Here is a 25,862-nt window from a genome sequence, read left to right on the forward strand (position 1 = left end):
GGCTCACGCCGTCGGGTGATCGCCCTCCAGCAGCACGGCCCCGCCGTGCACTCCCTTCGTACCGCGCACGAGGCGATGAGCCTCGTGCGCGTCGTCGTCGTGGGTGACGCGCCCCAGCACCCACGCCGGCACACCTGAGGCCGCCAGCCCTGCCAGGGTGGCGGCGACGCCATCGGGACCGACGACGGCGACCATCCCCACGCCGAGGTTGAGCGTGGACTCCAGGTCCGCCCACGGGACCTGGCCGAGGCCCTGGACCAGCGAGAACACCGGCGGGATGGCCCAGGTCGACCGGTCGACCTCGGCGAGCAGTCCCGCCGGGACGACGCGCGCGAGGTTCGCGGCGAGCCCACCACCGGTGACGTGGCAGAACGCGTGCACCTGGGCGGCGGGGTCCGCAGCAAGGTCGAGGCAGGGGCGGGCGTACAGGCGGGTCGGCTCGAGGAGCTCCTCCCCCAGCGTCCGCCCGAGCTCGTCGACGTGGCGCTCGAGCGACCAGCCCGACGCGGCCACGACGGCCCGCACCAGCGAGTACCCGTTGGCGTGCAGTCCCGAGGACGCCATGGCCACCAGCACGTCGCCCGCGTGCACCCGGTCCGGCCCGAGCAGCGCGTCCTTCTCGACGACGCCGGTCACGGCGCCCGCCAGGTCGTACTCGTCTGCGCCCATGAGGCCCGGGTGCTCGGCGGTCTCCCCGCCGACGAGCGCGGTCCCGGTCTCGCGGCACGCCTCGGCGATCCCCCGCACGATGGCGGCGATCCGCTCGGGCACGACCCGCCCGGCCGCGATGTAGTCGGTCATGAAGAGCGGCTCGGCGCCGACCACGACGACGTCGTCGACGACCATGCCGACGAGGTCGTAGCCGATGGTGTGGTGCACGTCCATGGCGCGGGCGATCGCGACCTTGGTACCGACGCCGTCGGTCGAGGTGGCGAGCAGCGGGTGCCGGAAGCGGGTGAGGGCCCGCGCGTCGACCAGCCCGGCGAAGCCGCCGACGCCGCCCAGGACGCGGTCCCCGTGGGTCGCCTTCACCGCGTCGCGCATGAGCTCGACGGCGCGGTCGCCCGCGGCGGTGTCGACGCCCGCGGCCGCGTAGGTGATCTCGGTGGGTTCGCTGGTCATGGCCGCTCCAGGGCAGTCGCGCCACCCGCGGAGGGCAGCAGCGCGGACAGTCCGTCCTCGGGGGCGCCGAGCGGCAGCTCGGCCTGCTCGAGGAGGTTCTTCCCGAGGTGGTGGGCCGCGGGCAGGTCGATCGGGTAGCGGCCCGTGAAGCAGGCCGTGCACAGGCGCGACGCCGGCTGCTCGGTCGCCGCGATCATGCCGGCGAGCGAGACGTAGCCGAGGGAGTCCGCGCCGATCGAGCGGCCGATCTCCTCGGCGGTGAGTCCCGGCGCGATGAGCTCGGCCCGCGACGCGAAGTCGATGCCGTAGAAGCAGGGCCACTGGACGGGCGGCGAGGAGATCCGCACGTGCACCTCGGCGGCGCCGGCCTCGCGCAGCATGCGCACGAGCGCGCGCTGCGTGTTGCCGCGCACGATCGAGTCGTCGACGACGACGAGCCGCTGGCCGCGGATGACCTCCCGCAGCGGGTTGAGCTTGAGCCGGATGCCGAGCTGGCGCAGCGTCTGCGACGGCTGGATGAAGGTGCGGCCCACGTACGCGTTCTTGGTCAGACCCTGCGCGTACCGGATGCCCGACTCGGCGGCGTAGCCGATCGCGGCCGGCGTCCCGGACTCCGGGACGGGGATGACGAGGTCCGCCTCGACCGGGTGCTCCCGGGCGAGGGTGCGGCCCATCTCGACGCGCGCCGCGTGCACCGACCGGCCGCTGATCGTGGTGTCCGGCCGGGCCAGGTACACGTACTCGAAGACGCAGCCGCTCGGCGTCGGCTCGGCGAAGTGCTGCGTGCGCAGCCCGTCGGCGTCGATGACGATGAGCTCGCCCGGCTCGACCTCGCGGACCAGGGCGGCACCCACGATGTCGAGGGCCGCCGTCTCGGACGCGACCACCCAGCCGCGCTCGAGCCGGCCGAGGACGAGCGGCCGCACCCCGTGCGGGTCGCGCGCGGCGTACAGCGTGTGCTCGTCCATGAAGACCAGCGAGAAGGCGCCCCGCAGCCGCGGCAGCACCTCGAGGGCCGTGGCCTCGAGGGTCCGGTCCGGGTCGCCGGCCAGCAGGGCGGTGACGACAGCCGTGTCCGTCGTCGACCGGCCGAGCGCCCCGCGCCGCGCCGCGCCGTACCGCTCGGCGACGAGCTCGAGCAGCTCGTGCGTGTTGGTGAGGTTGCCGTTGTGGCCGAGAGCGATCGTGCCGCCCGCCGTCGGGCCGAGCGTCGGCTGCGCGTTCTCCCAGGTGGTCGCCCCGGTCGTGGAGTACCGCGTGTGCCCGATGGCGATGTGCCCGGTCAGCGAGTTCAGCGCGGTCTCGTCGAAGACCTGGGAGACGAGGCCCATGTCCTTGTAGACGAGCAGCTGCTCGCCGTTGGACGTCGCGATGCCCGCCGACTCCTGGCCGCGGTGCTGCAGCGCGTACAGGCCGAAGTAGGTGAGCTTCGCCACCTCCTCGCCGGGAGCCCAGACCCCGAAGACGCCGCATGCGTCTTGGGGACCTTTCTCTCCGGGGAGCAGGTCGTGGTTCAGTCGTCCGTCGCCACGGGCCACGGCGTCATGGTGTCATACGCCGCGGCGGCGTCGTCCAGGCCGCCCGCGACCTGGGACCGGGGCGCACGACGACGGCGCCCGGCTCACCCGTGCCTCAGGAGCGGCGGTCGAGGAGCACCGCGACGACCATGCCGACGAGCGCGCCCAGCGCCGCCGCAGCCAGGCCGGTGAACAGCGCGGCGTAGCCCAGGACGGCGTCGCGGCCCGTCACGCCCGCCACGACGAGCGTCGCGACGAGGGCCACGACGACGCCGGCGAGCGCCCCCGCGAGCCCGAACGCCCGGTAGCGCGGGGCCCGGCGCACCTGGGCGACGGCGCCGACCGCGACCTGGGGGGCGGCGTCGGGCGCGTCGGGGACGGCAGGCGCGTCAGGGTTCTCGACCACGGCTCGATGCTACGAGACGCCGCCGCGGGCGACGTCGCGGGTGTTCGCCGGGACGGGTGTGGGGGCCGGCCCGCAGGCCGACCCCCACACCGTCACCGCCTCGGCGACCCGGGTGGCGTCACCACCTGGTCGTCCGGTCGGTCACTCCACCGTGCAGTCGACCCCGTTCAGCTGGAACGCGGTCGGCGCGACGGTCCCGCGCGGCGCCTTGCCGATGAACGCGAAGGTCGTCGACTCACCGGGGTCGAGCGTGCGGTTCAGCCACGTGCCCTTGGCGGTCACGTCCGCGCCCCGCTGCGAGATCGACGCACCGATCCCGACGCCGGCCTTCTCGCCCTTCGTGTAGCTCCACGTGAGGGACCAGGGGCCCACCGCGTCGGTGCCGGTGTTGGTCACCCGCACGCCACCGAGGAGCAGGTTCGGCCACACCCGGACGGCGTCGTAGGACACGACGCACGCCGGCCCGGCCACCTCGGCGACCGGCACCGTGAACGACGTCGTCGTCCCCGTGCTGGGCACCGTGACGACCACCTCGAGGTCGCCGGCCTCGGCGCCCTCGGGGATGACGATCGTCGCCGTCGCGCGGCCGACCTCGTCGGTGGTGTCGACGACCGCCGGGTCGATGGCGGCCGTGGCCACCTGCGTCCCGCCGATGGTCAGGACGGCCGTCGGCGCGTCACCCTGCGGCTCGCCGGCGCTGAACAGCAGCGACGAGAGGTCCACGGTGACGGAGTCGCCGGGGAGGAACCCGCCCTCGGGCGCGGCCGTGGCCACGTGCACGCCGACGGCGCGCTGGGCCAGGTCCGGGCTGATGGGCGAGAACTGGCCCAGGTAGTCGACGAACGCCTGGAGGTCGACCCGCCCGGAGTCCGCCTTGTCGGCGCCGAGCGCGAGCGTCGCGAAGTTGTCCCCGCCGGAGGCGAGGAACGAGTTCACGACGACCTGGTAGGTCGCGGTCGGGTCGAGCGGGGTCTCGCCCACCCACACCTGGGTGATCCGGCTGCCCGCAGCGGCGGCCGGGTCGTAGGTGTAGGTCAGGCCGGCCGTGCCCAGCTTGAGGAACGGACGCTGCGCTCCCGCAGGCTGCCACTGCTCCTCGAGCACCTGGACGATCTGCTCACCCGTCAGGGTCATCGTGACCAGCGTGTTGGCGAACGGCTGGACGTTGGCCGCCTCCTGGTAGGTGACGTTCCCGTCAGGGTCGCCCGCGCCCGTGGACGCGTAGGTGATGTCGGTGCGCATGCCGCCCGGGTTCATGAAGGCGATCTGCGTGCCGAGCTCCGACGTCGCCCACAGCTGGACGTCCGCGATGAGGTTGCCGAGCGTCGACTCGCCACCGCGGTTCTCCGCGGTGCCGTTCGAGGCCCGTGCCCGCATCAGGTCGTCGGTGATGTCGCCGAGCTTGACGCTGCCGAGCTGCTTCGCGACCGCCACGGCGTCGGCCACGATCGCGGCCACCTCCGGGTCGGGCGTGAACCCGTTGTTCGCCAGCGGCACGATCTCGGCGGAGTTCGCGACGACGTCGCCGGACTCCCGGTCCACCTGCAGCTGCACGTGGGCCAGGTTCTCGCCGTACTGACCGGACTGGACGACCGGCCGTGCGAGCCCGTCCGCCCATCCCTCGACGGGCTGGAGGAACGCGTACTTCAGGTGCGTGTGACCCGTGAAGATCGCGTCGACGTCGCCCGAGATCGTGCCCAGCATGGCGTTGAACGCCGGGTCGGCCTCGAGGGACTCGTTGTGCGCCGCACCCTCGTGCACCAGGACGACGATGACGTCGGCCTCACCGTTGGTCGCGTCACCGTCGGAGAGCCGGCCCGCGAAGCGGTTGACCTCGGTCACGATCGACCGGGTCTCGAGCGTCGCGATACCCGCCGGCGTCACCAGGGTGGGCAGGGCCTCGGTGACGGCGCCGATGAAGCCGACCTGGATGCCGTCGACGTCGGTGACCCAGTACGGGTCGTAGGCCGGCTCACCCGTGGCGCGGTCGTACACGTTGGCCGCGAGGTACGGGAAGTCGGCCAGGCCGAGCACGCGCTCGTCCAGGTCGGCCCGGCCGCGGTCGAACTCGTGGTTGCCGAGCGCCGACGTGTCCAGGCCCGCGGCGTTGAGCGCCGCGATCGTCGGTTCGTCGTCCTGGATGAACGACGTGAACGTGGTCGCGCCGATGTTGTCGCCGGCGGACACGAACAGCGTGTTCGGGTTCGCCGCGCGGTAGGAGTCGACGGCGCCGGCCAGGACGGCGGCGCCCGCGACGGCCCCGCTCGCCTCGAGGCGACCGTGGAAGTCGTTGATCCCCAGCAGGTCGATCGTCACCGGCGGGAGGGTGGCCGTGATGCCGACGATCGTCGGGTCGTGGTCGGACGCGCGGTAGACCGTGCCGAGCTCGGGCGCGGCGCCGTAGTACTGCAGGCCGGACCACTCGTCGGCGTTGATGTCCCACACGTCCGCGCCGGTCACGCGCGCGGCGAAGGTGCCGGTGCCGAGCGCGTGGTCGAGCGAGCCGAGCTCGCCGTCGAACGTGTAGCTGTACTGGCCCGGCGCCTTGGCGGCGACCAGGTCGACCAGGCCCGCGCCCGTGAGGGTGACGACCGGGTCCTCCTGGCTGTAGGAGTTCAGGTCACCGAGCACGACGACGTCGGTGGTGCCCGCCTCGCCGAGGTCCCCGACGAAGGCCGCGAGGGCCTGCGCCTGGGCGACGCGCACCTCGTTGAACCAGCCCTGGCCGTCGGCCGGCTCGCCGTCCTCACCGTCGGGCGGGGTCTTGGACTTGAAGTGGTTCGCGACGACGGCGAACGGTGCACCGTCGCCGACCGGCGCGAAGGCCTGGGCGATCGGCTCGCGCGCGTCGTCGAACGCGGGGTCCACCAGCGCCTGGCTGGCGCCCACGGGAGTGACGGCGTCGGTCCGGTAGATGATCGCGTTCATGATGACGTCGGTGCCGGGCTGGACCGCGGGGTCCAGGAGCGCGGCGGGCGTCGGCACGTAGGCCCACACGTCGGTCCCGGCAGCGGCGTTGAGGCCCGCCACGAGGTCCGCGACCGCCACGTCGGGCGTGCCCGGGCCGAAGTGCGTGGAGTTCTCCATCTCCTGCAGGGCGACGACCTCGGCGCCCATGGCGGTGATGGCCGCGACGATCTTGCCCTTCTGGGCCGCGAACTGCTCCGGGCTCCGGGCGCCGCGGGCCCGCGAGTCCTGCGTGGTGAGCGTCGTGAAGTAGTTCAGGACGTTGAAGGAGGCCACCTGCAGGTCGCCACCGACGGCGTCGGGCGCGGCCGGGCGCGGGTTGGTGTCGGCGAACGTCGGCTCGAGCGCGTCCGGCGTGGTCGAGTCGAGCGGCGTCTGCGGCTGCAGGCGCCACAGGTCGAAGCCGTAGTGCAGCACGTAGGCGAGGTCACCGAACTCGACCTTGTCGCCCGTGCGCACCGGGTCACCGGCGGGCAGGTAGGGCTGCTTGAGCGTCGACGTCGTCTGGTTGTTCTTGCCGTCGTCGAGCACGATCCGCGCGGCGGCGTTGGCGGCGGCGATGGCGTCGGCGTCGGGGCCCGGGCGCGCGGCCTCGGTGCTCTTGACGGGCATGTCGCCCGCGGCGAGCCACAGCGAGCCGTACCGGTCGGCCTCGTGGAACGACGCGACGTAGTAGTCACCGGTCGGACGGACGAGCATGCCCTCGAACTGCTCGCGGGCATCACCGACGACGGTGTCGGCGAGCGCGACAGGCTCGGGGAGGGCGTTGCCGGAGGAGAGGACGGTGACGGTGTCGCCCGTCTGGTTGGCACTGAGCTGCGTCAGCCCGTTGAACTCGCCGGGGCGGCCGGTGACCTGGACCTTGTCGCCGATGGCGACGCTCGGCACGGGGTTCCGGTTGCCGAAGAAGATGAAGATGCCGTCGGAGGCGCCCGGCGTCGCGTCGGCCGCGCCGCCCGACCCCTCGGTCTGCACGTAGATGCCGCGGTACCCACCGGTCCGGTGGTCAGCGGTGACGATGCCCTCGACGGTGACCGCGGGCGTGCTGGGCAGCGTCGTGGCCGCGCCGGTGCCCTGCACCTGCGCGATCGGGACGACGTCGGCGGCCTCGGCGGCAGCCGGCATGAGAACGGCAGTCAGAGCGAGCGCTGTGACTGCCGTGGCGGGAACGAGGCGTCTGGTGGTGCGACGCCGGGAGTGCTGCATGTGCGACCTCCGCGAGGGCGAGCGGCGCTGGTAGCGCCCTGTCGTGGGGACGCTAGACCGGTCATGACGGAAAAAGCCAGACATGCCATGACATCAGTCACGGCCGCCTTCACAAGTGTTCAGATGGCGGCCAGATGGTTCACCATGTGGCCACCGTGCGGTCGCTCGGCGACGCCGGGCAGGATGGCCGCCATGAGCGTCCTCGTCTTCACGCGCACCACGGACTACCGCCACGACTCGATCCCCCACGCGGTCGACGTCGTGCGCGAGCTGCTCGCCGCCGAGGGGCACGAGGTGGAGCACTCCGAGGACGCCGCGACGCACCGCGACCTCGCGGGCCGCTCGCTGGTGGTGTGGCTGTCGACGTCGGGCGCGGTGCTCGGCCGGCGCGAGCGGCGCGAGCTCGCCACGTGGATCGCGGCCGGCGGCGCCTGGGCCGGCATCCACTCCGCGACCTTCACCGAGCCCGGCTGGGACGAGCTGCCCCGCATCGCCGGCGCCCGCTTCACCGACCACCCGGACTTCACCAGCGGCACGGTGCGCGTGGCCGACGCCGACCACCCCTCGACGCGCGACCTGCCCGCCACGTGGGGGCACGCCGACGAGTGGTACAACTTCGACCGCTTCCCGGCCGACCGGACCGTGCTCCTCACGGTCGACGAGTCGAGCTACGCCGGCGGCACGATGGGCGACCCGCACCCGGTCGCCTGGTACGGCCCGTACGGTGCCGGGCGCACCTGGTACACCTCGCTCGGCCACGCGACCGAGGCCTACGACGACCCGACCTTCCGCGCCCACCTGCGCGGCGGGCTCCTGAGCCTCCTCGGGCCGCGCTAGCTAGCCGCGCAGACCCTCCAGCGGCAGCGCCGGACCCAGGTCCGCGCGTAGGCCCGACGCCGAGACGCGGCCGTCGCGCACGGCGTCCACCCAGGCGGTCCGGCCCGTGATGAGCTCGAGCCAGGTCCGCGGGTCGGTCTCGACGACGTTCGGCGGCGTGCCGCGCGTGTGGCCGGGTCCCGGGACGGCCTGCACGGCACCGTCGGGCGGGACGCGGATCTCGACCGCTCCCCCCGGCGCCCGCGCCGCGAGCTCCTCGAGCGTGAAGCGGACGGCGGTGCGCACGTCGGCGCGGTCGGCGGCGTCGGGGTCGGCGAGCCACCGCGCCAGGGCGGCCCGGCCGACGTAGGGGTCGGTGCGGCGGCGGGGAGGCACGGGTCCAAGCCAACCACCCCGCCGCGCACGTCGCTGCGGGACACTGGTCACCGGCGAGGAGGACGCATGGGCAAGATGTCGGGCGAGGACCTGCGGGGGCGGCTGGCCGCGCTGGTCGACGACGCGCGGGCAGCCGGCCTGGGCTGGGACGACGTCGCCGCGGCGCTGGGCACGGCGGCCGACGACGCGCGGCGCCACGCCGCGGCGGAGGGGACCGCGGAGCCGGCCGACGGCGCCGTCGGGGGCACGGGCGGTGCGGCCGTCGGGGCCGCGGAGCCGGCGCGACCGACGGGTGGGGCGGGGCCGCAGCAGACCGCGAAGGTCGGGCCGGTCACGCTGTTCAACGAGATGGGGAAGCTCGAGGCGGCCGGGCGGCACGGCTGGCGCGTGGTGGGGTCGGGCACGGCCCTGCACGTGGTCACCCGGACCACCGAGCAGTGGGAGTACCGGCGGGTGTTCGCGTCGCGGGCGACCGGGCGGGCGCTCGAGACGGACGGCTGGCAGCGGTTCAGCAGCGGCTGGTTCCCGTGGGGCTACTACCAGCGCCCGACGGGCCTCCCGGCCGAGGAGGAGCCGGTCATCGGCGGCTACCTCCTGGAGCCCTGACCCGGTCGTCGAGCCCGCCGACGGTGCCCCCTACCAGCCAGAACGCCCTCGAGTGGAACGTTGTGGGAGCACAACGTTCCACTCGAGGGCGATTCGTGGCACTGTCGTTCCACCCGAGCGGTGAGCTCGCGCGGTGACCGTCAGATGATGCCGAACGCCAGCATCGCGTCGGCGACCTTCTGGAAGCCCGCGATGTTCGCGCCCATGATGTAGTTCCCGGCGTGGCCGTGGGCCGCGGCGGTCTCCGCGCAGTTCGCGTGGATGTTCTTCATGATCTCGGTGAGCCGGGCCTCGGTGTGCTCGAACGTCCACGAGTCGCGGCCGGCGTTCTGCTGCATCTCGAGCGCGGAGGTGGCGACGCCACCGGCGTTCGCGGCCTTACCCGGGCCGAACAGCACGCCCGCCTCCTGGAACAGGTCGGCGGCGTCGGGCGTCGTCGGCATGTTCGCGCCCTCGGCGACCGCGAGGACGCCGTTCTTGACGAGCGTGCGGGCGTCGTCGCCGGTGAGCTCGTTCTGCGTCGCGCACGGGAGGGCGACGTCGACGGGGACGTCCCAGACCGTGCCCTCGGTGACGAGCTTCGCGGAGCCGCGCTCGGCGACGTAGTCGGCGACCCGGCCGCGCCGGACCTCCTTGATCTCCTTCATGAGGGCGAGGTCGACGCCGGCCTCGTCCAGCACGTAGCCGGAGGAGTCGGAGAACGTCACGACGGTCGCGCCGAGGGCCTGGGCCTTCTCGACGGCGTAGATCGCCACGTTGCCGCCGCCGGAGACGGCGACGCGCTTGCCCTCGAGCGACTGGCCGCGCGTCTTGAGCATCTCGGAGGCGAAGATCACGGTGCCGTAGCCGGTGGCCTCGGTGCGCACGAGCGAGCCGCCCCAGGTCAGGCCCTTGCCGGTGAGGACGCCGGACTCGTAGCGGTTGGTGATCCGCTTGTACTGGCCGAACAGGTAGCCGATCTCCCGGCCGCCGACGCCGATGTCGCCCGCGGGCACGTCGGTGTACTCGCCGAGGTGGCGCCACAGCTCGGTCATGAACGACTGGCAGAAGCGCATGACCTCGGCGTCGGACTTGCCGTGCGGGTCGAAGTCGGAGCCGCCCTTGCCGCCACCGATGGGCAGGCCGGTCAGGGCGTTCTTGAAGATCTGCTCGAAGCCGAGGAACTTGATGATGCCCAGGTACACCGAGGGGTGGAACCGCAGGCCGCCCTTGTACGGGCCGAGCGCGGAGTTGTACTCGACGCGGAAGCCGCGGTTGATGTTGACCTTGCCCTTGTCGTCGACCCACGGCACCCGGAAGATGATCTGCCGCTCCGGCTCGCACAGCCGCTCGAGGACCGCGAGGTAGTCGGGGTTCTTCTCGACCGCCGGGCCGAGCGTGTCGAACACCTCGCGGACGGCCTGGTGGAACTCCACCTCGCCGGGGTTGCGGCGCAGGACCTGCGCGAAGACGGGCTCGAGGGCACTGTGCATGGGAGTTGCTCCTTCAGACCGGGCTGTCAGGTGCCCGGGGGTGGTGGTGCGAGCACGCCGGGGGTGGCCCGGCTCCGACACCCGCGCCCCGAGTCGCCGTCGGGTGTGACGGCCGTTCGACGTGCGGGGATCGCGGCTTGCGACCGCGGTCCAAGGGTCAATGGTCGTAAATATCTTGATGTCGAGATTAGGACCGGAGTCCCTCCCGGTTGTGGCGTACGTCACACCGCCGGGAGGCCCGTTCCACGCCTCTCCCGGAGACGCTAACCGACACGGCCGCAGGCGTGCGAAAGTGTCCGCGGTCCGGCTCGGCGAACGGCCCGCGGCTCGGCCCGCGGCCCCGCACCGCCGCTCACGGCTGCCGCGCGTCGAACTCCTGCGCCGCCGCCAGCCACGCCTCCAGGTCGGCGCGGTGCGCCTCGTAGAACTCCTCCTGACGGTCCAGCCACAGCTGCGCCAGACGCTCGTCGTAGCCGACCTCCGCCCGGCACGTCATGTCCGCGACCGCGAGCTCGATCTCGACCGGTGCCATCTCGGCCTGGAGGGCCGCGATGTCGGCCTGCTGCTGCAGGTACGCCGGGTCCGTGAGGTAGTCGTCGGTGCTCAGGTCGAGCTCGACCCCCACGCTCGCCTGCTCCCAGATCTCCGCCGACCGCCGCTGCATCTCCTCGAGCGGCTCACGGACGCCGGTGTAGCCGGGGTGACCCTGGTCCTCCATGCAGGCCATCCACCCCTGGCGCACGTCCTCGAGCGCGGGGTCCGCGTCGAGACCGTCGCGCAGCGCGTAGATCTGCTCCCGCAGGTCCGCCCAGGGCGAGTCGTCGAAGCTCTCGCGCACGTCGGTGCCGAGCTCGTGGGCGGCCACGCCCGAGCAGCCGTACTTCGTCCAGTCGTACGGCTCCTCCTCGGCGATGTACGCCTCGCCCTGCCCCGGCCCCCAGAGCGCCAGGTACCAGGCCCGCTCCTCCGCCTGCGACATCTGCGCCACCCGCTCGTCGTTCGGGTCCTGCACGACGGCGCCGTCGCCCGCGGGGTCCTCGGGTTCCTCGGGGGTGGTGAACAGGCCGTACCCGTACGTCCGCGCGGCCTCCACGGCGTCGGCGGGGTCGAGGGCGGGGACCGGCTCGTCCCACTCGGCCTCGCGGGCCCACTGGAGCTCGAGGATCGCCGCCCAGTCCATCGGCTCGTACTCGAAGCCCTGCTCGGCCATGCAGGCGGCGACGATCTCCTCGTTCTCCAGGAGCCGGGCGAGCTGCGCCTCGTGGGTCTCCGTTCCCACCTGGGAGACGGCGACGAGCAGGGCGTCCAGGGGACCGAGGCGGGGTTCCTCCACCGGCGTGGCGGAGGGCGACGCCGGCGCCGCCGCCGCCGTGGACGCGCCGGGGGCAGGGGCGCCGTCGTCCGTGCACGCGGCGAGCAGCGGCGCCATCACGACGGCGAGGAGGCCGGCGACGGTCCGCCGAGCGACCGTGCGCGCCGTCACCACCCCTGCCGTCGCCACCCCTGCGTCGACCGTGCCCCGACGTCCCGCGCGTCCCCCTGCTGCCTGCACCCTGACCTCCCCCGAAGCGGCCGACGATCGACCTACTGCGACAGACGCAGGGCGCGGCGGAACCGTTGTGGGCACGCGGGGCCCGGCCCGGCAGGACGGCGCCTCAGTCCCCGGCCTGGAACTCCTCGAAGGCGGCCAGCCACGCGTCCAAGTCGACGCGGTGCGCCGCGTAGAACTCCTCCTGCGCCGCGATCCAGGTGTCCGTGTAGGCGCGGTCGAGGTCGACCTCGACCTGGCAGGTGGTGTCCGCGACCGCGAGCGCGATCTCCTCCTGCGCCAGCTCCGCCTGCAGCCGCGCCACCTCCGCGGCCCGCTCGACGGCGGCCGGGTCGGTCGGGTCCGCCATGGCCTCCGGGTCGGCGGGACCCCCGCCCGCCTCGTCCCAGATGGCCATCGACCGCTCGATGACGCTCGCCACCGGCTCCCGCGCGTCGGTGTACCCGCCGTAGCCGGCCGCCGTCATGCAGGCCGCCCAGCGGGCGTGGGTCTCGGTGAGCCGGGGGTCGTCCCACACGCCTGCCTCGAGCGCACTGATGTCCTCGCGCAGGCCGGACCAGGCGGAGTCGTCGAAGCCCTGCCGGGGCTCGGCGACCTCCGTCTCGTGCGCGGCCCGCCCGACGCAGCCGTAGCGGCTCCAGTCGTAGGCCTCGCTGCCCTCGTGGTACGCCTCGCCCTGGCCGGGACCGGTCAGCGCGAGCTCCCAGGCCCGACGCTCGGCGTCGGACATCGCCGCGACGCGGTCCGCGTTCGGGTCCTCGACCGTGGTGGGCTCGGTCGCCGCGTCGATGAGCGCCGTCGTGGAGATCCCGTAGCCGTAGAGGGCGGCGGAGGCGACGAGGTCGACCGCGACCGCCCCCAGCGGCGCCACCTCGAGCGCTCCGGGGTTCGCGCGCCAGTCGGTCGGCGTGTACTCGAAGCCCTCCTCCGCCATGCAGGCGGCCACGACCTCCTCGTAGCGCACCGCGCGCGCCAGGACCGCCTCGGCGCTCGTCGCGCTCCGCTGGTCGACCGTGTCGAGGAGCCCGTCGAGCGGGCCCCGGCGGACGCCGCCGGCCGTCGCCTCGGCGGTGGCGTCGGCCGCGTCCGGTGCACGGTCGGTGCTCGGGGTGGGCGACGGCGGCTCGGGCTCCCCAGCGGCGGAACAGGCGGCCAGGACGCCGACCGCCAGCGGCACTAGGGCCAGGGCGCCGAGCAGCGCGCGCCTGCGCCAGGTCGCCCCCCGGCCGACCGCGCCTTCCCTCGTGCCGGTCCCGGCTCGTGCCTCGCCCCGCGCCCCAGCCGTCCGTGTCACGCGCGCTCGCCCCCTCGGTGCCGCCGCGCCACCATCCGGCGCCGCGCTCACCCAGGAAGACGGTCGGCTCGGACGATCCGTTGCCGCACGATCGGTCGCCCGCGGCCGGTCGCCTGCGGCCGGTCGCGGTCAGTCGGTGCGATGGGTCGGTGCGATCGGTCACCCCCGAGCGGGACCGAGCGGGCCCGAGCGGGACCGAGCGGGCCCGTGCGGGCCCTGCGACGTCAGGCGAAGTGCGCCGCCAGCGTCCCGCGCGTCGCCTCGCCGAGGGCCGCCAGCGGGACCGCGAACGCGCCGGACACCACGAGCGCCGGGCCGTCCGCCTCGCCCGCCGCGCCGGCGTCGTCCGTGCTGCCGATGCGCAGCGCCGGGACGCCGCGGCCCGTGCAGAGGTCGACGAACCGGACCTCCTCGCTGCGGGGCACCGCGACGAGCGCGCGGGCGACCGACTCGCTGAAGAGCGCCTCGAACGCGCTGACGTCGTCCCGCTCGCACAGGCCCGCGAGGTCGACGACCGCGCCCGTCCCGTACCGCAGGCACGCCTCCGCGAGCGCGACGGCCAGGCCGCCCTCGGCGAGGTCGTGCCCGGCGTCGACGAGCCCGTCGCGCGCGGCGCCCACGAGCACGGCCGCGAGCGCGCGCTCGGCGGCCAGGTCGACCGCCGGCGGCAGCCCGCCCAGGTGACCGTGCACGACGTCGGCCCACGCCGAGCCGTCCAGCTCACCGCGCGTCGTGCCCAGCAGGTAGATCGCCTGGCCCGGCGCCCGCCAGCCCGAGGGGACCACGCGGGCGACGTCGTCCAGCACGCCCAGGACGCCGGCGACCGGGGTCGGGTGGATCGACGAGTCGATCTGACCGGGCTCGCCCGTGCCGTTGTAGAGCGAGACGTTGCCGCCGGTCACGGGCACGCCGAGCTCGAGGCAGGCGTCGGCCAGGCCGGTGATGGACTGGACGAGCTGCCACATCGCGTCGGGGTCCTCGGGCGAGCCGAAGTTGAGGCAGTCGGTCACGGCACGCGGCCGGGCGCCCACGGTGGCGACGTTGCGGTAGGCCTCCGAGAGGGCCAGCTGCGCGCCCGCGTACGGGTCGAGCTTGGCGTACCGGCCGTTGCCGTCGGTGGCGAGCGCGACGCCGAGGCCCGTGCTCTCGTCCACGCGGATCACGCCGGCGTCGTCGGGCTGGGCCAGCGCCGTGTTGCCCTGCACGAACCGGTCGTACTGGTCGGTGACCCACGCCTTGCTCGCGAGGTTCGGCGAGGCGAGCAGGCGGAGCAGGGTGTCGCGCAGCTCGTCGCCGGTCTGGGGACGGGCGAACCGCGCGGCACCGGCGGGGCCGGAGATCGTGTCCGCCTGGAGCGCGTCCTGCCAGGCCGGGCGCGCGTACGGGCGGTCGTAGACCGGGCCGTCGTGCGCCACGGTGCGCGGCTCGACGTCGACGATGCGGTGGCCGAAGTGGTCGATCGTCAGGCGACCGGTGTCCGTGACCTCGCCGATGACGGCCGTCTCGACGTCCCACTTGCCGGTGATCGCGAGGAACCGGTCGAGGTTCGCGGGCGTGACGACCGCCATCATCCGCTCCTGCGACTCCGACATGAGGATCTCGCCGGCGGTGAGCGTGGGGTCGCGCAGCAGCACCTTCTCGAGGTCGACGTGCATGCCGCCCTCGCCGTTGCTGGCGAGCTCGGAGGTCGCGCACGAGATGCCGGCCGCGCCCAGGTCCTGGATGCCTTCGACGACGCCGGCGCCGAAGAGCTCCAGGCAGCACTCGATGAGCACCTTCTCCATGAACGGGTCGCCCACCTGGACCGACGGGCGCTTGGAGGGCACGCCGTCGACGAACGTCTCGCTGGCCAGGATCGACGCGCCGCCGATGCCGTCGCCGCCGGTCCGCGCGCCGAACAGGACCACCAGGTTCCCGACGCCGGAGGCGTTGGCGAGGTGGACGTCGTCGTGCCGCAGGACGCCCAGGCACAGCGCGTTGACCAGCGGGTTGCCCTGGTAGGACGGGTCGAAGACGACCTCGCCGCCGATGTTCGGCAGGCCCAGGCAGTTGCCGTACCCGCCGACGCCGGCCACCACGCCGTGCACGACGCGCGCGGTGTCCGGGTGGTCGATCGCGCCGAACCGCAGCGCGTCCATGACGGCCACGGGGCGGGCGCCCATCGACATGATGTCGCGCACGATGCCGCCGACGCCGGTCGCGGCGCCCTGGTAGGGCTCGACGAAGCTCGGGTGGTTGTGCGACTCGATCTTGAAGGTCACCGCCCAGCCGTCGCCGATGTCGACGACGCCCGCGTTCTCGCCCATGCCGACCATCAGGTGCTCGCGCATCTGCTCGGTCGTCTTGTCGCCGAACTGGCGCAGGTGGATCTTCGAGGACTTGTACGAGCAGTGCTCGGACCACATGACCGAGTACATGGCGAGCTCGGCGGCCGTCGGGCGGCGGCCGAGGAGGTCGACGATGCGCTGGTACTCGTCGTCCTTGAGGCCGAGCTCGCGGTACGGGAGCGCCTGGTCGGGGGTCGCCGCCGCGTGCTCCACCGTGTCGGGCGCGTGGCCGCCGCCGGCGACCGGTCCGCTGTCCGCCGCGGGGGTGCGGGTCTCGTCGGGGTTCATGGTCTCGGTCATGTCGTCCCTACCGGCCGCGCCTGGGTGTGTGACGCGGCACAGGCTACCGGCGGTCGCGGGAGGGTGAGGACGCGTCTCAGCCACCTCGCCCGACCGCGCACCGCCCGTCTTCTCCCGGTTCGCCGGGATCGGCTACCGTCGGGCGGGTGAGCCTCGCCACGACGCTCGGCCAGTCCCGGTTCCACGGCTCCGACCAGCCGACCGAGGAGATCCGGCTGACCCGGCGCACCCTGCGACCGGCGCCGCCCGGCTGGTCCGGCTGGTCCCCGCGCACGCAGCTCGCCCTCGCCGGCCTCGGCCTGCTCACCGCCGTCCTGGGCACGGTCCTCGTGGTGCAGGTGGTCTCGGCGCAGGACCTGCGCGCCGACGGGCGGGCGGACGGCGCGGCGCTGACGACCGCGCTCGAAGCGGCACGCGCCGACGTCGCCGCCCTCGCCGACGCGATCGAGGCCGCGGGGCCGGCCGTGTCCGACGCGCGGGCCCTGAGCGACCTGCTCACCCCCCGCGCCGGCGACCTGTCCGCCGAGGCGGTCGAGGGCGTCACCGCCGCGGCGGACGCGCTGGGCGCCGCGGTGGCCGCGCCCGCCGTCGAGCCGACGCTGCCCGCGTGGCTGGGGAGCCCGTCCGGCCTGGCCGAGCGCTACGTGTCCGCCGACGGCGACGAGCTGCGGCGGCTGCGCGACCAGGTGGCGTTCCAGCTCGAGCGCCTGCCCGACCTGGGCGCCGACGCCGACGCACGGGTCGCCGGGCTCGACGCGGCGAGGGCGGATGTCGCGACGGCCGCGGCCGGTGCGGTGCAGGCGGCGCAGGCCGCGACCCCGCGCATCCTCGCCGCCGGCCCGGAGGCCACGCCCGACGCGCGGACCCGGCTCGAGCAGGCGGTCGCGGCGCTCGCGGCCCTGGGCGACGCGCCCGCTCCCGACGCCGCCACGCGCACGGCGTTCACCGCGTACTTCTCCGCCGCCGACGGGTTCCGCCTCTCGCACGAGCAGGCCGTCGCCGCGCGCCTGGCCGCCGAGCAGGCCGCCGCCGAGGCCGCCGCGGCCGCTGCCGACGAGGAGGCGGCGCGCCAGGCTCAGGAGGAGGAGCCGTGGTGGCGCGACTGGTGGAAGCCGGGCAACGGGCGCGACCGCCCCTGAGAGGTGGGCCCGGCCGGGGCCGGGCCCAGTCCGGCGCGCGGACTGACGACGTCGCGCCTCACTCCGGGAAGGCGAAGGCCTGGTCCTCGAGGTAGTCGCCGCGGGTGAGGAGCTGGCCGGCCGCGCGCGCCAGGGCGGCGTACGCGACGCCCGGGCCGCTGGAGCCGATGCTGATGCGCGCGACGCCGGCGGAGGTCAGCTCCGCGATGCTCGGCTGCCCCGGTCGGCCCAGGACGTTGAGGCGACCGTCGAACGCCTCGACGAGGGCGACGACGTCACGCAAGCCGGTGCGCCCGACGACGAACACGCAGTCCGCGCCGGCGTCGAGGTAGGCGCGGCCGCGGGCGACGACGTCGGGCAGCGCGGCGCCGCGCGCGTGCGCGTCCGTGCGCGCGTTGAGGACGAGCGGGACGCCCATCCGCTCGCCGGCCGCGCGGGCAGCGGCCAGGCGCGCGCACTGCTCGTCGACCGGGCGCAGCGGGTCGACGCCGTCGCGCGCGGTGCGGCCGAGCTCGAGGAGGGAGTCCTCGATGTTCGCGCCCACCGCGCCGGTGGCGAGCAGGCGCGCGACGGCGGACGCGACGTCGTCGGGCGTGGCGCCGTAGCCGCGCTCGAAGTCGGCGGTGACCGGCACGTCCACGGCGCGCGCGATGCGGCCGACGACGGCGAGGTTGTCCGCCAGGGTCATGCCCTCGCCGTCGGGCAGGCCGAGCGAGGCGGAGACGGCCCAGCTGGCGCTGGCGATCGCGCGCGCGCCGGCCGCCTCGACCACGCGCGCGCCCAGGACGTCCCAGACGTTCACGAGGACCAGCGGGTTGCCAGGGGTGTGCAGGGAGCGGAGCCGCTCGGCCTGGGCGACCTGGTCCAGGGGCGCGGCGGGGTGCTCGGCGTGGTCATGGGGTGCGCTCATGTCGCCACGGTAGGACCGCGGACGGGCGCGTGGCGGGGGTTCGGGTGAGCGGGGTGTGGAGGGGGGACGGTGGGGCGAGGGTGGGGTCGCGGGTGCGGGCCGCGGGTGCGGGCAGGCGGCGGGCAGGGTTTCGCTGTGGGCGGATTGTCGGGATTCGGCGCGTTAGGTAGCATTAGTACACCAGTGCTAAATAGTCCGTTTCGGAGGGAGGCGGCATGGACGCGATCACACTGCTGCGCGACGCCGTCGCCGCCGTGGACGCCGCCGCGCGGCCGGCCGAGCAGCTGGACCCCCGCCGACGGCGCGACCTGCTCGCGGAGATCGACCGGGCCGAGGCCGCGCTCACCACCGCGCGGTCGGCACTGCTTCTCGCCGAGCGCACAGCGGGGGCGTGGCGCGCGTCCGGAGACGCGTCCTTCGCCGCCTGGCGTGGCCGCACCACCCGGGCCGGCCTGCGGGGCGGGGCGACCGACGAGCGGCGGGCGGAGGCGCTGGCCGCCGTGCCGGGCATGGCCGAGGCCGCGACGGCCGGGACCGTCAGCGTGGCGCACGTCGACGTGGTCGGCCGGACGGTGGGCCAGGCCTCCCCCGCCGTGCGCGCCGCCCTGGCAGCGCCCGACGGTCAGGAGCGCGTGCTCCAGATGGCGTCCCGCCTGGACGCGGGCCGGTTCGCGACGGCCATGGCGAAGTTCGCCGCGGCCGTCGACGCCGGCCAGCTCGAGCGGGGTCACCAGGCCCAGCGCGCGGCTCGCTATCTCCACCTCGCCGACGGCGTGGACGGCACCCGGATCAGCGGCCAGCTGGACCACATGGCAGGTCACCGGCTGCGGCTCGCGCTGGAGGCGCTCAGTCCTCGGCCGGGCGCCGACGACGAGCGCGAGCCCGAGCAGCGGCGGGCGGACGCCCTCGAGGCGATGGCGGACCGGCTGCTGGGGCTGCCCGACGTCGTCCCGGGCGCGGCCGTGCGGCCGCACATCTCGTTCCTCATGACGGAGGAGACCTGGGCCGAGCTGCGGAGGGCACGTCGGGACAGCGAGGGCGCGGGTGCGGGTGACGCAGGCGCGAGCGAGGGCGAGCGCGCGGACGGGCGCGCGGACGAGGTTGCGGGCGCGGGTGCGGGTGCGAGCGCCGCGACTCCGGTCCCGCCTGTGACGCTCGAGGACGGGACGCCCGTGCCGCCGAGCGAGATCGCGCGCGCCCTGTGCGACTGCGAGCTGACCCGGATCGTCCTCGACTCGGCCTCGACGCCCGTCGACCTCGGGCGCACCGCGCGGACGTACACCGGTCCGCAGCGCCGGGCCGTGCTCGCGCGGGACGGCGCCTGCGCCTGGGAGGGCTGCGGCCTCGCGCCGCGCTGGCTCGAGGTCCACCACGCCGACTGGTGGGACCGGGACGACGGCCCGACGTCCGTCGAGAACGGCGTGGCCGTCTGCAGCTTTCACCACGGCGAGATCCACCGCCGCGACCTCACGGTGCACCGCGTGCCACTGGACCGCGGGGAGGTCGGCGCGACGTCACGTCGGGTGCGGTACGCGCTCACCGCGCGCGACGGCACGGTCGTCGCGGGCACCGTCGCCGCAGGCACGGTCGCCGCGGGTGAGCCACCCGGGAGGGGTGAGCCACCCGGGAGGGGTGAGCCGCCCCGGAGGGGTGAGCCACCCGGGGTGGATGAGCTTCCCCTCGCCGTGTGAGCGCACGGTGCTGACCGGGTTTTCGCTGGCATGATCACCGACGTGCCTGACGACGTCGTCCGCGAGCGCGAGATCACCACCCCGACCGCCCTGTGCCTGCCGGACGGGAGGCTCAACCGGGGCGCCGTCGGGTGGACCCGGCACCCGCTGCACCGCACGGACCTGCGCGGCTGGGGGCGGAACAAGCGCTGGGAGTACTGGGGCCTGATGACGCCGACCCACGTGATCGGCATCACCGTCTCCAGCCTCGACTACGCCGCGGTGCACCAGGTGTGGGTGCTCGACCGGCGGCGCGGCACGGAGATCGACGACGGCGCCGTGGTGCCGCTGGGTCGGGGCACCCTCCTGCCGGAGAGCCTCGGCAGGGGCGCCGCGCGGGCGCGGGCCCGCGGGCTGTCGATCGACGTCGAGGAGGCCTGGACCGACGGGGACGGCTCGAGCGGCGCCGACACGGGCAGCCCGCGATCCGGTGTCGCCGGCACCCGCATCCGCGTGCGGACGGGGCGGGTCGAGGTCGACGTCGTCGCCGGTGCCACGCCGGGGCACGAGGCGCTGGGCGTCGTGGTGCCGTGGAGCGACCGCCGGTTCCAGTACACGGTGAAGGACGTCGCCCGGCCCCTGACCGGGACGATCACGGTCGACGGGGAGCTCACGCACCTCGGCACCGACGCGTGGGGCGTCCTCGACCACGGCCGCGGGCGCTGGCCGTACTCGATGACCTGGAACTGGGGCGCCGGCTCCGGGCGGGTGGACGGGCACGTCGTCGGGGTCCAGGTGGGCGGCCGATGGACCGACGGGACCGGCTCGACCGAGAACGCCCTCCTGCTCGACGGGCGCCTGCACAAGAACGGCGACGAGCTCGTCTGGGAGTACGACCACGCCGACTGGCTCGCCCCCTGGCGCGTCCACGACCGCGACCGGGCGCGCGTCGACCTCACGTTCCACCCGTTCCACGAGCGCGTCGCACGGACGAACCTCCTCGTCGTGGCCGGCGAGACCCACCAGTGCTTCGGCACCTGGACGGGCTGGATGACCACCGACGCGGGCGAGCGCATCACCGTCGACGGCGTCGAGGGCTGGGCGGAGGAGGCGCGCAACCGCTGGTGAGTCAGGCCGGCCGGGCGCTGCGCCACAGACCGGGTGAGCCCTGGCCGGTGACCGCGGAGAACGACCTTGCCTGTGGACGAGGGGTCGACGGCGTCGGTGCGCGCCCGCAGACTGAGGCGATGCGCCTGCCCGTGATGCCGCCCGTGCTCCCGATGCTGGCCAAGGCGGCCCCCGACATCCCCCCGGGGCAGGTCTACGAGCCCAAGTGGGACGGGTTCCGCACCATCGTGTTCCGCGACGGCGACGAGGTCGAGCTCGGCTCGCGCAACACCAAGCCGATGACGCGGTACTTCCCCGAGGTCGTGGCCTCGGTGCTGGGCGAGCTCCCCGACCGGTGCGTCGTCGACGGGGAGATCGTCATCGCCTCGAGCGACGCGACCGGCCTCGACTTCGAGGCCCTGCTCCAGCGCATCCACCCGGCCGAGTCGCGGGTGCGCCTGCTCGCCGCGCAGACGCCCGCCGTCTTCGTCGCCTTCGACCTGCTCGCGCTCGGCGACGAGGACCTCACGAGCCTCCCGTTCCGCGAGCGCCGGGCGCGGCTCGAGGCGGCGGTCCCGGGCGGCGGGCCGGGCGTCTACGTCACGCGCGCGACCACCGACCTGGACGAGGCCCGCCGCTGGTTCGAGGTGTTCGAGGGCGCGGGCCTGGACGGCGTCGTCGCGAAGGATCCGGAGATGAGCTACCTCCCCGACAAGCGCGTCATGACCAAGATCAAGCACGAGCGCACCGCCGACTGCGTCCTCGCGGGCTACCGCACCCACAAGAACGACGACCGGGCGGTGGGCTCCCTCCTGCTCGGCCTGTACGACGACGGCGGCCGTCTCGCGAGCGTCGGCGTCGCCTCGTCGTTCCCGATGGCGCGGCGGCGCGAGCTGTTCGATGAGCTCCAGCCCCTCGCCCTCGCACCCGACGACCCCGGTCACCCGTGGACCGTCGAGGCGCAGGCGGCCGGGACCCGCACCCCGCGCGAGGCCGAGACCAGCCGGTGGGCCGCCGGCAAGGACCTCTCGTTCACCCCCCTGCGCCCCGAGCGCGTCGTCGAGGTGAAGTACGACCACATGGAGGGCCCGCGGTTCCGGCACGTCGCGCAGTTCGTGCGCTGGCGGCCCGACCGCGAGCCGTCGTCGTGCACGTACGCCCAGCTCGAGGTGCCCGTGCGCTTCGACCTCGGCGACGTCCTCGGGTGAAAGGACCCGGCGCGGCGAGGACGACACGGACGGCCACGACGCCCTGAGCCGCCCGCGTCGAGAACCCCGGTCGCCCGTCGTCGGGGAATACCCTCGCCGCATGGTCGAGACCGCGACGACGCGCTTCCCGAAGAAGGTCTACGAGGACGAGCTGTTCCGCCTCCAGGCGCAGCTCGTGGAGATCCAGGAGTGGGTGCGCGCCGAGGGCAAGCGCCTGGTCGTGGTCTTCGAGGGACGTGACGCGGCCGGGAAGGGTTCGACCATCAAGCGGGTCACGCAGTACCTGAACCCGCGCGTCGCGCGCATCGTCGCGCTGCCGACGCCGACCGAGCGCGAGCGCACCCAGTGGTACTTCCAGCGGTACATCGCCCACCTGCCGGCGGCCGGCGAGATCGTGCTGTTCGACCGGTCCTGGTACAACCGCGCGGGCGTCGAGCGCGTGATGGGCTACTGCTCCAACGACGAGTACCACCGGTTCCTGCACCAGTGCCCGATCTTCGAGCGGATGCTCGTCGAGGACGGGATCCTGCTGCGCAAGTACTGGTTCTCGGTGTCCGACGCCGAGCAGGAGACCCGCTTCCGCTCACGCCTGACGGACCCGATGCGTCGCTGGAAGCTGTCGACGACGGACCTCGAGTCGATCTCCCGGTGGGAGGAGTACTCGCGCGCGAAGGACCAGATGCTCGTCCACACGGACATCCCCGAGGCTCCGTGGTGGGTGGTCGAGTCCGACAACAAGCGCCGGTCGCGGCTCGACATGATCCACCACCTCGTCACCAGCCTCGACTACCGCGAGGTCGAGCGCGAGGAGATCGTCCTGCCGCCGCGGCCGGCGTCGACCGGCTATGTCCGGCCCCCGCGCGACTCCCAGCGCTACGTGCCCGACTACGCGTCGACGCTGCTCACCCGGGACGCCGGCGAGGCTCGCGAGGACGCGGAGTGACGCCGGGCACGACGTCGGCGGTCCGCGCCCTCACCGGGGACGACGTCGCCGCGGCGGCCGACGTCGTGGCCGCCTGCCACGCGCGCCTCGTCGAACAGGCGCCCCACCTGCCCCGACGCGCGGCCGAGGACTACCTCGGGAAGCTCGGGTGGCTCATCACACACGGGATCGTCCTGGGACGCTGGCACGACGGGCGGCTCACGGCCGTCCTCGGCGGCTTCCGGTTCGAGGACTTCCGCCACGCCGGCCCGGCCTGGTTCTCGCCGGACTGGGCCAACGCGGCCGCCGACCCGGTCCGAGCCTTCGACGACTACCGCGTGCTCTACCGCGCGATCGCGCCGCGGTGGGTCGACGCCGGGGCGCGCATCCACGCCGTGGCCGTGCTCGCGAGCGCGGCGGAGGCGATCGAGGCGCTGTCGCTCACGGGCTTCGGCCGGATCGTCCTCGACGCGGCCGCCCCGACCGCCGACGTGGCGGCGCGGACCCGCGCGGGCAGGGGGACCGACGGCGTCGTCACGCGACGCGCCACCACCGACGACGCCGAGGCGATCGCCGCGATGGAGGCGCGCCTCGCCGAGCACATCGGCGCCTCGCCGATCTTCTTCCCGAACCCCCGCGGCGCCGACGCCGACTGGTGGCGCGGGTGGCTCACCCAGCCGACCAGCGTCGCCGTCGTGGCCGAGAACGCCGCAAGGCCGGTCGGCTACGTCAAGGCGGAGGACCCCCAGGACGACGTCAGCGACGTCGTCCACGACCCGTCCTGCCTGGCGATCAACGGCATGTACGCCGACCCGTCGATGCGCGGGCGCGGCGTCGGGACGGCGCTCGTCGGGGCGCTCGCGGAGCACGCCGCCGCCGACGGGAAGACGCTCATGTCGGTGGACTGCGAGACCCACAACCTCGAGGCCTACGGCCTCTGGACGCGCTACTTCACGCCCGTGACCTGGGGCTTCGAGCGGCGGGTGTGAGTCACGCCCTCGCGGGGCCACCCTCCGCGGCGGGCTGCGGCACCGGGCTGAGCGCGAAGACCGGGTGCGCCGGCGCGATCGCGACGAAGGCCTCGGCCGGCTCGTCCGGCCCGGCGCCGACGAACGGCCGGACCACGGCCTCACGCCGGACGTACTCGCGCAGGACCGGGCCGGCGACGCCCGCGGGCACCTCGGCGACGGCCAGCCGCTCGACCCGCCGCCCGCGCCGCACCGTGACGACGCCCGCCGCGCGCGCGTTGCGCACCCACGACACCGCGCCGTAGGGCGCGACCAGCCAGCGCTCGCCGTCGCGCTCGACGAGGGAGACCGGCGTCGTGAACGGGCGGCCGGTCGTGCGGCCGACGACCGTGAGGAGGTAGGTCCGCCGCGGCCCCAGGCCCGCCCGGACCAGCGCGGACATGACGCGGTTCACGGCCCGACGCGCGGGCCCGAGGCGATAGGTCTTCGGCACGTCAGCCAGGGTGCCAGGCAGGCGAGGTGCCCGCAGCGGGTTCGAGGGCGGAGGATGGCGGCATGACTCAGCCCAGGACCGTCGTCGTCACCGGTGCCTACGGGAAGGCGGGGCGCGCCGTCGTCGCGGACCTCCTCGCCCACGGGTACGACGTGCGAGCGACCGACCTCGCGGGGCCGCCCGGGGAGGACGCCGGGCTCGGCGTCGGGCTGCTGCGCGCGGACCTGGCCGACTACGGGCAGGCCGTGGAGGCCCTGGCCGGGGCCGACGCCGTCGTGCACCTGGGGAACATCCCGGCGCCTGGCCGCGCGCCCGGGCCGCAGACGCTGAACGCGAACACCGCGGCGAACCAGAACGTGTTCCTCGCCGCCGCCCGGCTGGGGCTGCGCAAGGTGGTGTGGGCGTCCAGCGAGACGACGCTCGGGCTCCCGTTCGACGTCCCCCCGCGCTACGCGCCCGTCGACGAGGCCCACTTCCCCCTGCCGACCACCGAGTACGCGCTCTCGAAGGTGCTCGGCGAGGTCGCCGCGGAGCACGTGTCGGGGTGGTCGGGGATCCCGTTCGTCGGCCTGCGGATCTCGAACATCCACCGGCCCGAGGACTACGCGGCGGTCCCGGGCTACTGGGCCGACCCGCACGCGCGGAAGTGGAACCTGTGGGGCTACGTGGACGTCCGCGACGTCGCGCAGGCGTGCCGGCTGGGCCTCGAACGCGAGACGACCGGCTCGCGCAACGTCATCGTGGCCGCCGCGGACACCATCATGCGGACGCCGTCGCGCGAGCTGCTCGCCACGGTGTTCCCGGGGGTCGGGCTCACGCGCGACATCGGCGAGTTCGAGACCCTGCTGGCGATCGACGGCGCGCGCGAGCTGCTCGGTTACGAACCGCAGCACTCGTGGCGCGACCACGTGGGGTAGGCCCACGAATCACCCGGTCGCCGCAGCCGCGCGGGCGGGGCGGCCGCTAGCCTTCGAGATGATCTTGATCCTGGGAGGAGACCCATGCACGCGCACCGCCGGACCGCCGCCGCCACCCTCACCCTGGGCGTCCTCGCCCTCGCCCTCGCCGCCTGCGGCGGGAGCGACGACGCGGCGGACGACGCCGCCGGCGACGGGCCCGCCGACGACGCGGTCGCGGAGGCGTGGAACACCTCCGCCGGCAGCCAGGCCGACGAGGGCGAGTTCGACTTCGACTGCCCCGCCGGCGGCTCCGTCGAGTTCCAGGTCTGGGGCGGCGAGGACGGGCAGTACACGTCCGACTCGTCCATCTGCGTCGCGGCCGTGCACGCGGGCGTCATCACCGCCGCCGACGGCGGGACGGTGCACGTCACGATGACGCCGGGGCTGGACACCTACGGCGACGGCTTCGAGGCCAACGGTGTGACGAGCGTGGCCTGGACCGACCCCTGGGAGCTGTCCTTCGAGGTCAGCGCCGGCTGAGCGGCGACGTCGGGGGCCCGCGACCAGG

General features: G+C 74.6%; 21 protein-coding genes. 10 read left to right on the forward strand and 11 right to left on the reverse strand.

The features are described from left to right. Positions 1 to 3 precede the first annotated feature (3 nt). The 4 genes from purM to AFE02nite_RS10380 all read right to left on the reverse strand — a co-directional run bounded on the left by purM (position 4) and on the right by AFE02nite_RS10380 (position 7,137). Entirely contained in the window at positions 4 to 1,122 is a 1,119-nt protein-coding gene (purM, locus tag AFE02nite_RS10365) for a phosphoribosylformylglycinamidine cyclo-ligase (RefSeq protein ID WP_034247118.1), read from the reverse strand. Next, positions 1,119 to 2,660, reverse strand: coding sequence for an amidophosphoribosyltransferase (gene purF, locus AFE02nite_RS10370; RefSeq protein WP_034247116.1), 1,542 nt, complete (start codon positions 2,658 to 2,660; stop codon positions 1,119 to 1,121). The genes purM and purF overlap by 4 nt, the downstream gene beginning before the upstream one ends. Before the next feature lie 94 nt (positions 2,661 to 2,754). Next, positions 2,755 to 3,045 carry a hypothetical protein gene (locus AFE02nite_RS10375; RefSeq protein WP_146819589.1) on the reverse strand — a complete coding sequence of 97 codons (291 nt, stop codon included), beginning with the start codon at positions 3,043 to 3,045 and terminating at the stop codon, positions 2,755 to 2,757. 141 nt (positions 3,046 to 3,186) lie between these two features. After that, complete coding sequence (locus AFE02nite_RS10380; RefSeq protein WP_052113777.1) at positions 3,187 to 7,137, reverse strand: ExeM/NucH family extracellular endonuclease; 3,951 nt, start codon at positions 7,135 to 7,137, stop codon at positions 3,187 to 3,189. A gap of 273 nt (positions 7,138 to 7,410) precedes the next feature. Between AFE02nite_RS10380 and AFE02nite_RS10385 the strand changes: the two genes are divergently transcribed. After that, entirely contained in the window at positions 7,411 to 8,055 is a 645-nt protein-coding gene (locus AFE02nite_RS10385; protein ID WP_222594386.1) for a ThuA domain-containing protein, read from the forward strand. Here the strand turns inward: AFE02nite_RS10385 and AFE02nite_RS10390 are convergent, their stop codons facing one another. Further along, positions 8,056 to 8,430 carry a sterol carrier family protein gene (locus tag AFE02nite_RS10390; RefSeq protein ID WP_034247112.1) on the reverse strand — a complete coding sequence of 125 codons (375 nt, stop codon included), beginning with the start codon at positions 8,428 to 8,430 and terminating at the stop codon, positions 8,056 to 8,058. Positions 8,431 to 8,496: 66 nt separating this feature from the next. Here AFE02nite_RS10390 and AFE02nite_RS10395 point away from each other — a divergent pair, with 66 nt between their 5' ends. Next, complete coding sequence (locus AFE02nite_RS10395; protein ID WP_146819591.1) at positions 8,497 to 9,036, forward strand: hypothetical protein; 540 nt, start codon at positions 8,497 to 8,499, stop codon at positions 9,034 to 9,036. A 140-nt stretch (positions 9,037 to 9,176) separates the two neighbouring features. Here AFE02nite_RS10395 and gdhA read toward each other — a convergent pair whose 3' ends face one another. From gdhA to purL, 4 genes are all read right to left on the reverse strand, one after another. Beyond that, positions 9,177 to 10,508: an NADP-specific glutamate dehydrogenase gene (gene gdhA, locus AFE02nite_RS10400; protein WP_034248749.1), complete on the reverse strand. Its 1,332-nt coding sequence runs from the start codon at positions 10,506 to 10,508 to the stop codon at positions 9,177 to 9,179. Between the two features lie 352 nt (positions 10,509 to 10,860). Further along, positions 10,861 to 11,991, reverse strand: a complete 1,131-nt coding sequence (locus AFE02nite_RS10405; protein WP_146819592.1) for a hypothetical protein — start codon at positions 11,989 to 11,991, stop codon at positions 10,861 to 10,863. Between the two features lie 172 nt (positions 11,992 to 12,163). Continuing rightward, positions 12,164 to 13,351 (reverse strand): hypothetical protein, encoded by a 1,188-nt coding sequence (locus AFE02nite_RS10410; protein ID WP_146819593.1) that lies wholly within the window; start codon positions 13,349 to 13,351, stop codon positions 12,164 to 12,166. A gap of 224 nt (positions 13,352 to 13,575) precedes the next feature. Next, positions 13,576 to 15,978 (reverse strand): phosphoribosylformylglycinamidine synthase subunit PurL, encoded by a 2,403-nt coding sequence (gene purL, locus AFE02nite_RS10415; RefSeq protein WP_146819594.1) that lies wholly within the window; start codon positions 15,976 to 15,978, stop codon positions 13,576 to 13,578. A 146-nt stretch (positions 15,979 to 16,124) separates the two neighbouring features. Here purL and AFE02nite_RS17415 point away from each other — a divergent pair, with 146 nt between their 5' ends. Then, entirely contained in the window at positions 16,125 to 17,117 is a 993-nt protein-coding gene (locus AFE02nite_RS17415; protein ID WP_186814534.1) for a hypothetical protein, read from the forward strand. Between the two features lie 58 nt (positions 17,118 to 17,175). Here AFE02nite_RS17415 and AFE02nite_RS10425 read toward each other — a convergent pair whose 3' ends face one another. After that, complete coding sequence (locus AFE02nite_RS10425) at positions 17,176 to 18,027, reverse strand: isocitrate lyase/PEP mutase family protein (RefSeq protein WP_146819595.1); 852 nt, start codon at positions 18,025 to 18,027, stop codon at positions 17,176 to 17,178. A 215-nt stretch (positions 18,028 to 18,242) separates the two neighbouring features. Here AFE02nite_RS10425 and AFE02nite_RS10430 point away from each other — a divergent pair, with 215 nt between their 5' ends. The 5 genes from AFE02nite_RS10430 to AFE02nite_RS10450 all read left to right on the forward strand — a co-directional run bounded on the left by AFE02nite_RS10430 (position 18,243) and on the right by AFE02nite_RS10450 (position 23,923). Continuing rightward, a complete protein-coding gene (locus AFE02nite_RS10430) occupies positions 18,243 to 19,718 on the forward strand; it encodes an HNH endonuclease (RefSeq protein ID WP_146819596.1) in 1,476 nt (491 codons plus the stop codon). Positions 19,719 to 19,760: 42 nt separating this feature from the next. Beyond that, positions 19,761 to 20,825, forward strand: a complete 1,065-nt coding sequence (locus AFE02nite_RS10435) for a DUF2804 domain-containing protein (protein WP_261765574.1) — start codon at positions 19,761 to 19,763, stop codon at positions 20,823 to 20,825. 119 nt (positions 20,826 to 20,944) lie between these two features. After that, a complete protein-coding gene (locus AFE02nite_RS10440; RefSeq protein WP_034248490.1) occupies positions 20,945 to 22,012 on the forward strand; it encodes an ATP-dependent DNA ligase in 1,068 nt (355 codons plus the stop codon). Between the two features lie 100 nt (positions 22,013 to 22,112). Next, complete coding sequence (ppk2, locus tag AFE02nite_RS10445; RefSeq protein ID WP_034248489.1) at positions 22,113 to 22,955, forward strand: polyphosphate kinase 2; 843 nt, start codon at positions 22,113 to 22,115, stop codon at positions 22,953 to 22,955. Continuing rightward, positions 22,952 to 23,923, forward strand: a complete 972-nt coding sequence (locus AFE02nite_RS10450; protein WP_034248486.1) for a GNAT family N-acetyltransferase — start codon at positions 22,952 to 22,954, stop codon at positions 23,921 to 23,923. Before ppk2 ends, AFE02nite_RS10450 begins: the two co-directional genes overlap by 4 nt. A gap of 1 nt (position 23,924) precedes the next feature. Here AFE02nite_RS10450 and AFE02nite_RS10455 read toward each other — a convergent pair whose 3' ends face one another. Continuing rightward, positions 23,925 to 24,395, reverse strand: a complete 471-nt coding sequence (locus AFE02nite_RS10455) for a nitroreductase family deazaflavin-dependent oxidoreductase (protein ID WP_222594387.1) — start codon at positions 24,393 to 24,395, stop codon at positions 23,925 to 23,927. A gap of 62 nt (positions 24,396 to 24,457) precedes the next feature. Here AFE02nite_RS10455 and AFE02nite_RS10460 point away from each other — a divergent pair, with 62 nt between their 5' ends. After that, a complete protein-coding gene (locus AFE02nite_RS10460) occupies positions 24,458 to 25,312 on the forward strand; it encodes an NAD-dependent epimerase/dehydratase family protein (protein ID WP_034248032.1) in 855 nt (284 codons plus the stop codon). A gap of 84 nt (positions 25,313 to 25,396) precedes the next feature. Continuing rightward, positions 25,397 to 25,834 (forward strand): LCCL domain-containing protein, encoded by a 438-nt coding sequence (locus tag AFE02nite_RS10465; protein ID WP_034248033.1) that lies wholly within the window; start codon positions 25,397 to 25,399, stop codon positions 25,832 to 25,834. Positions 25,835 to 25,862: the final 28 nt, after the last annotated feature.

It is taken from the genome of Actinotalea fermentans (assembly GCF_007991475.1).
In the GTDB taxonomy this organism is placed as follows: Bacteria; Actinomycetota; Actinomycetes; order Actinomycetales; family Cellulomonadaceae; genus Actinotalea; species Actinotalea fermentans.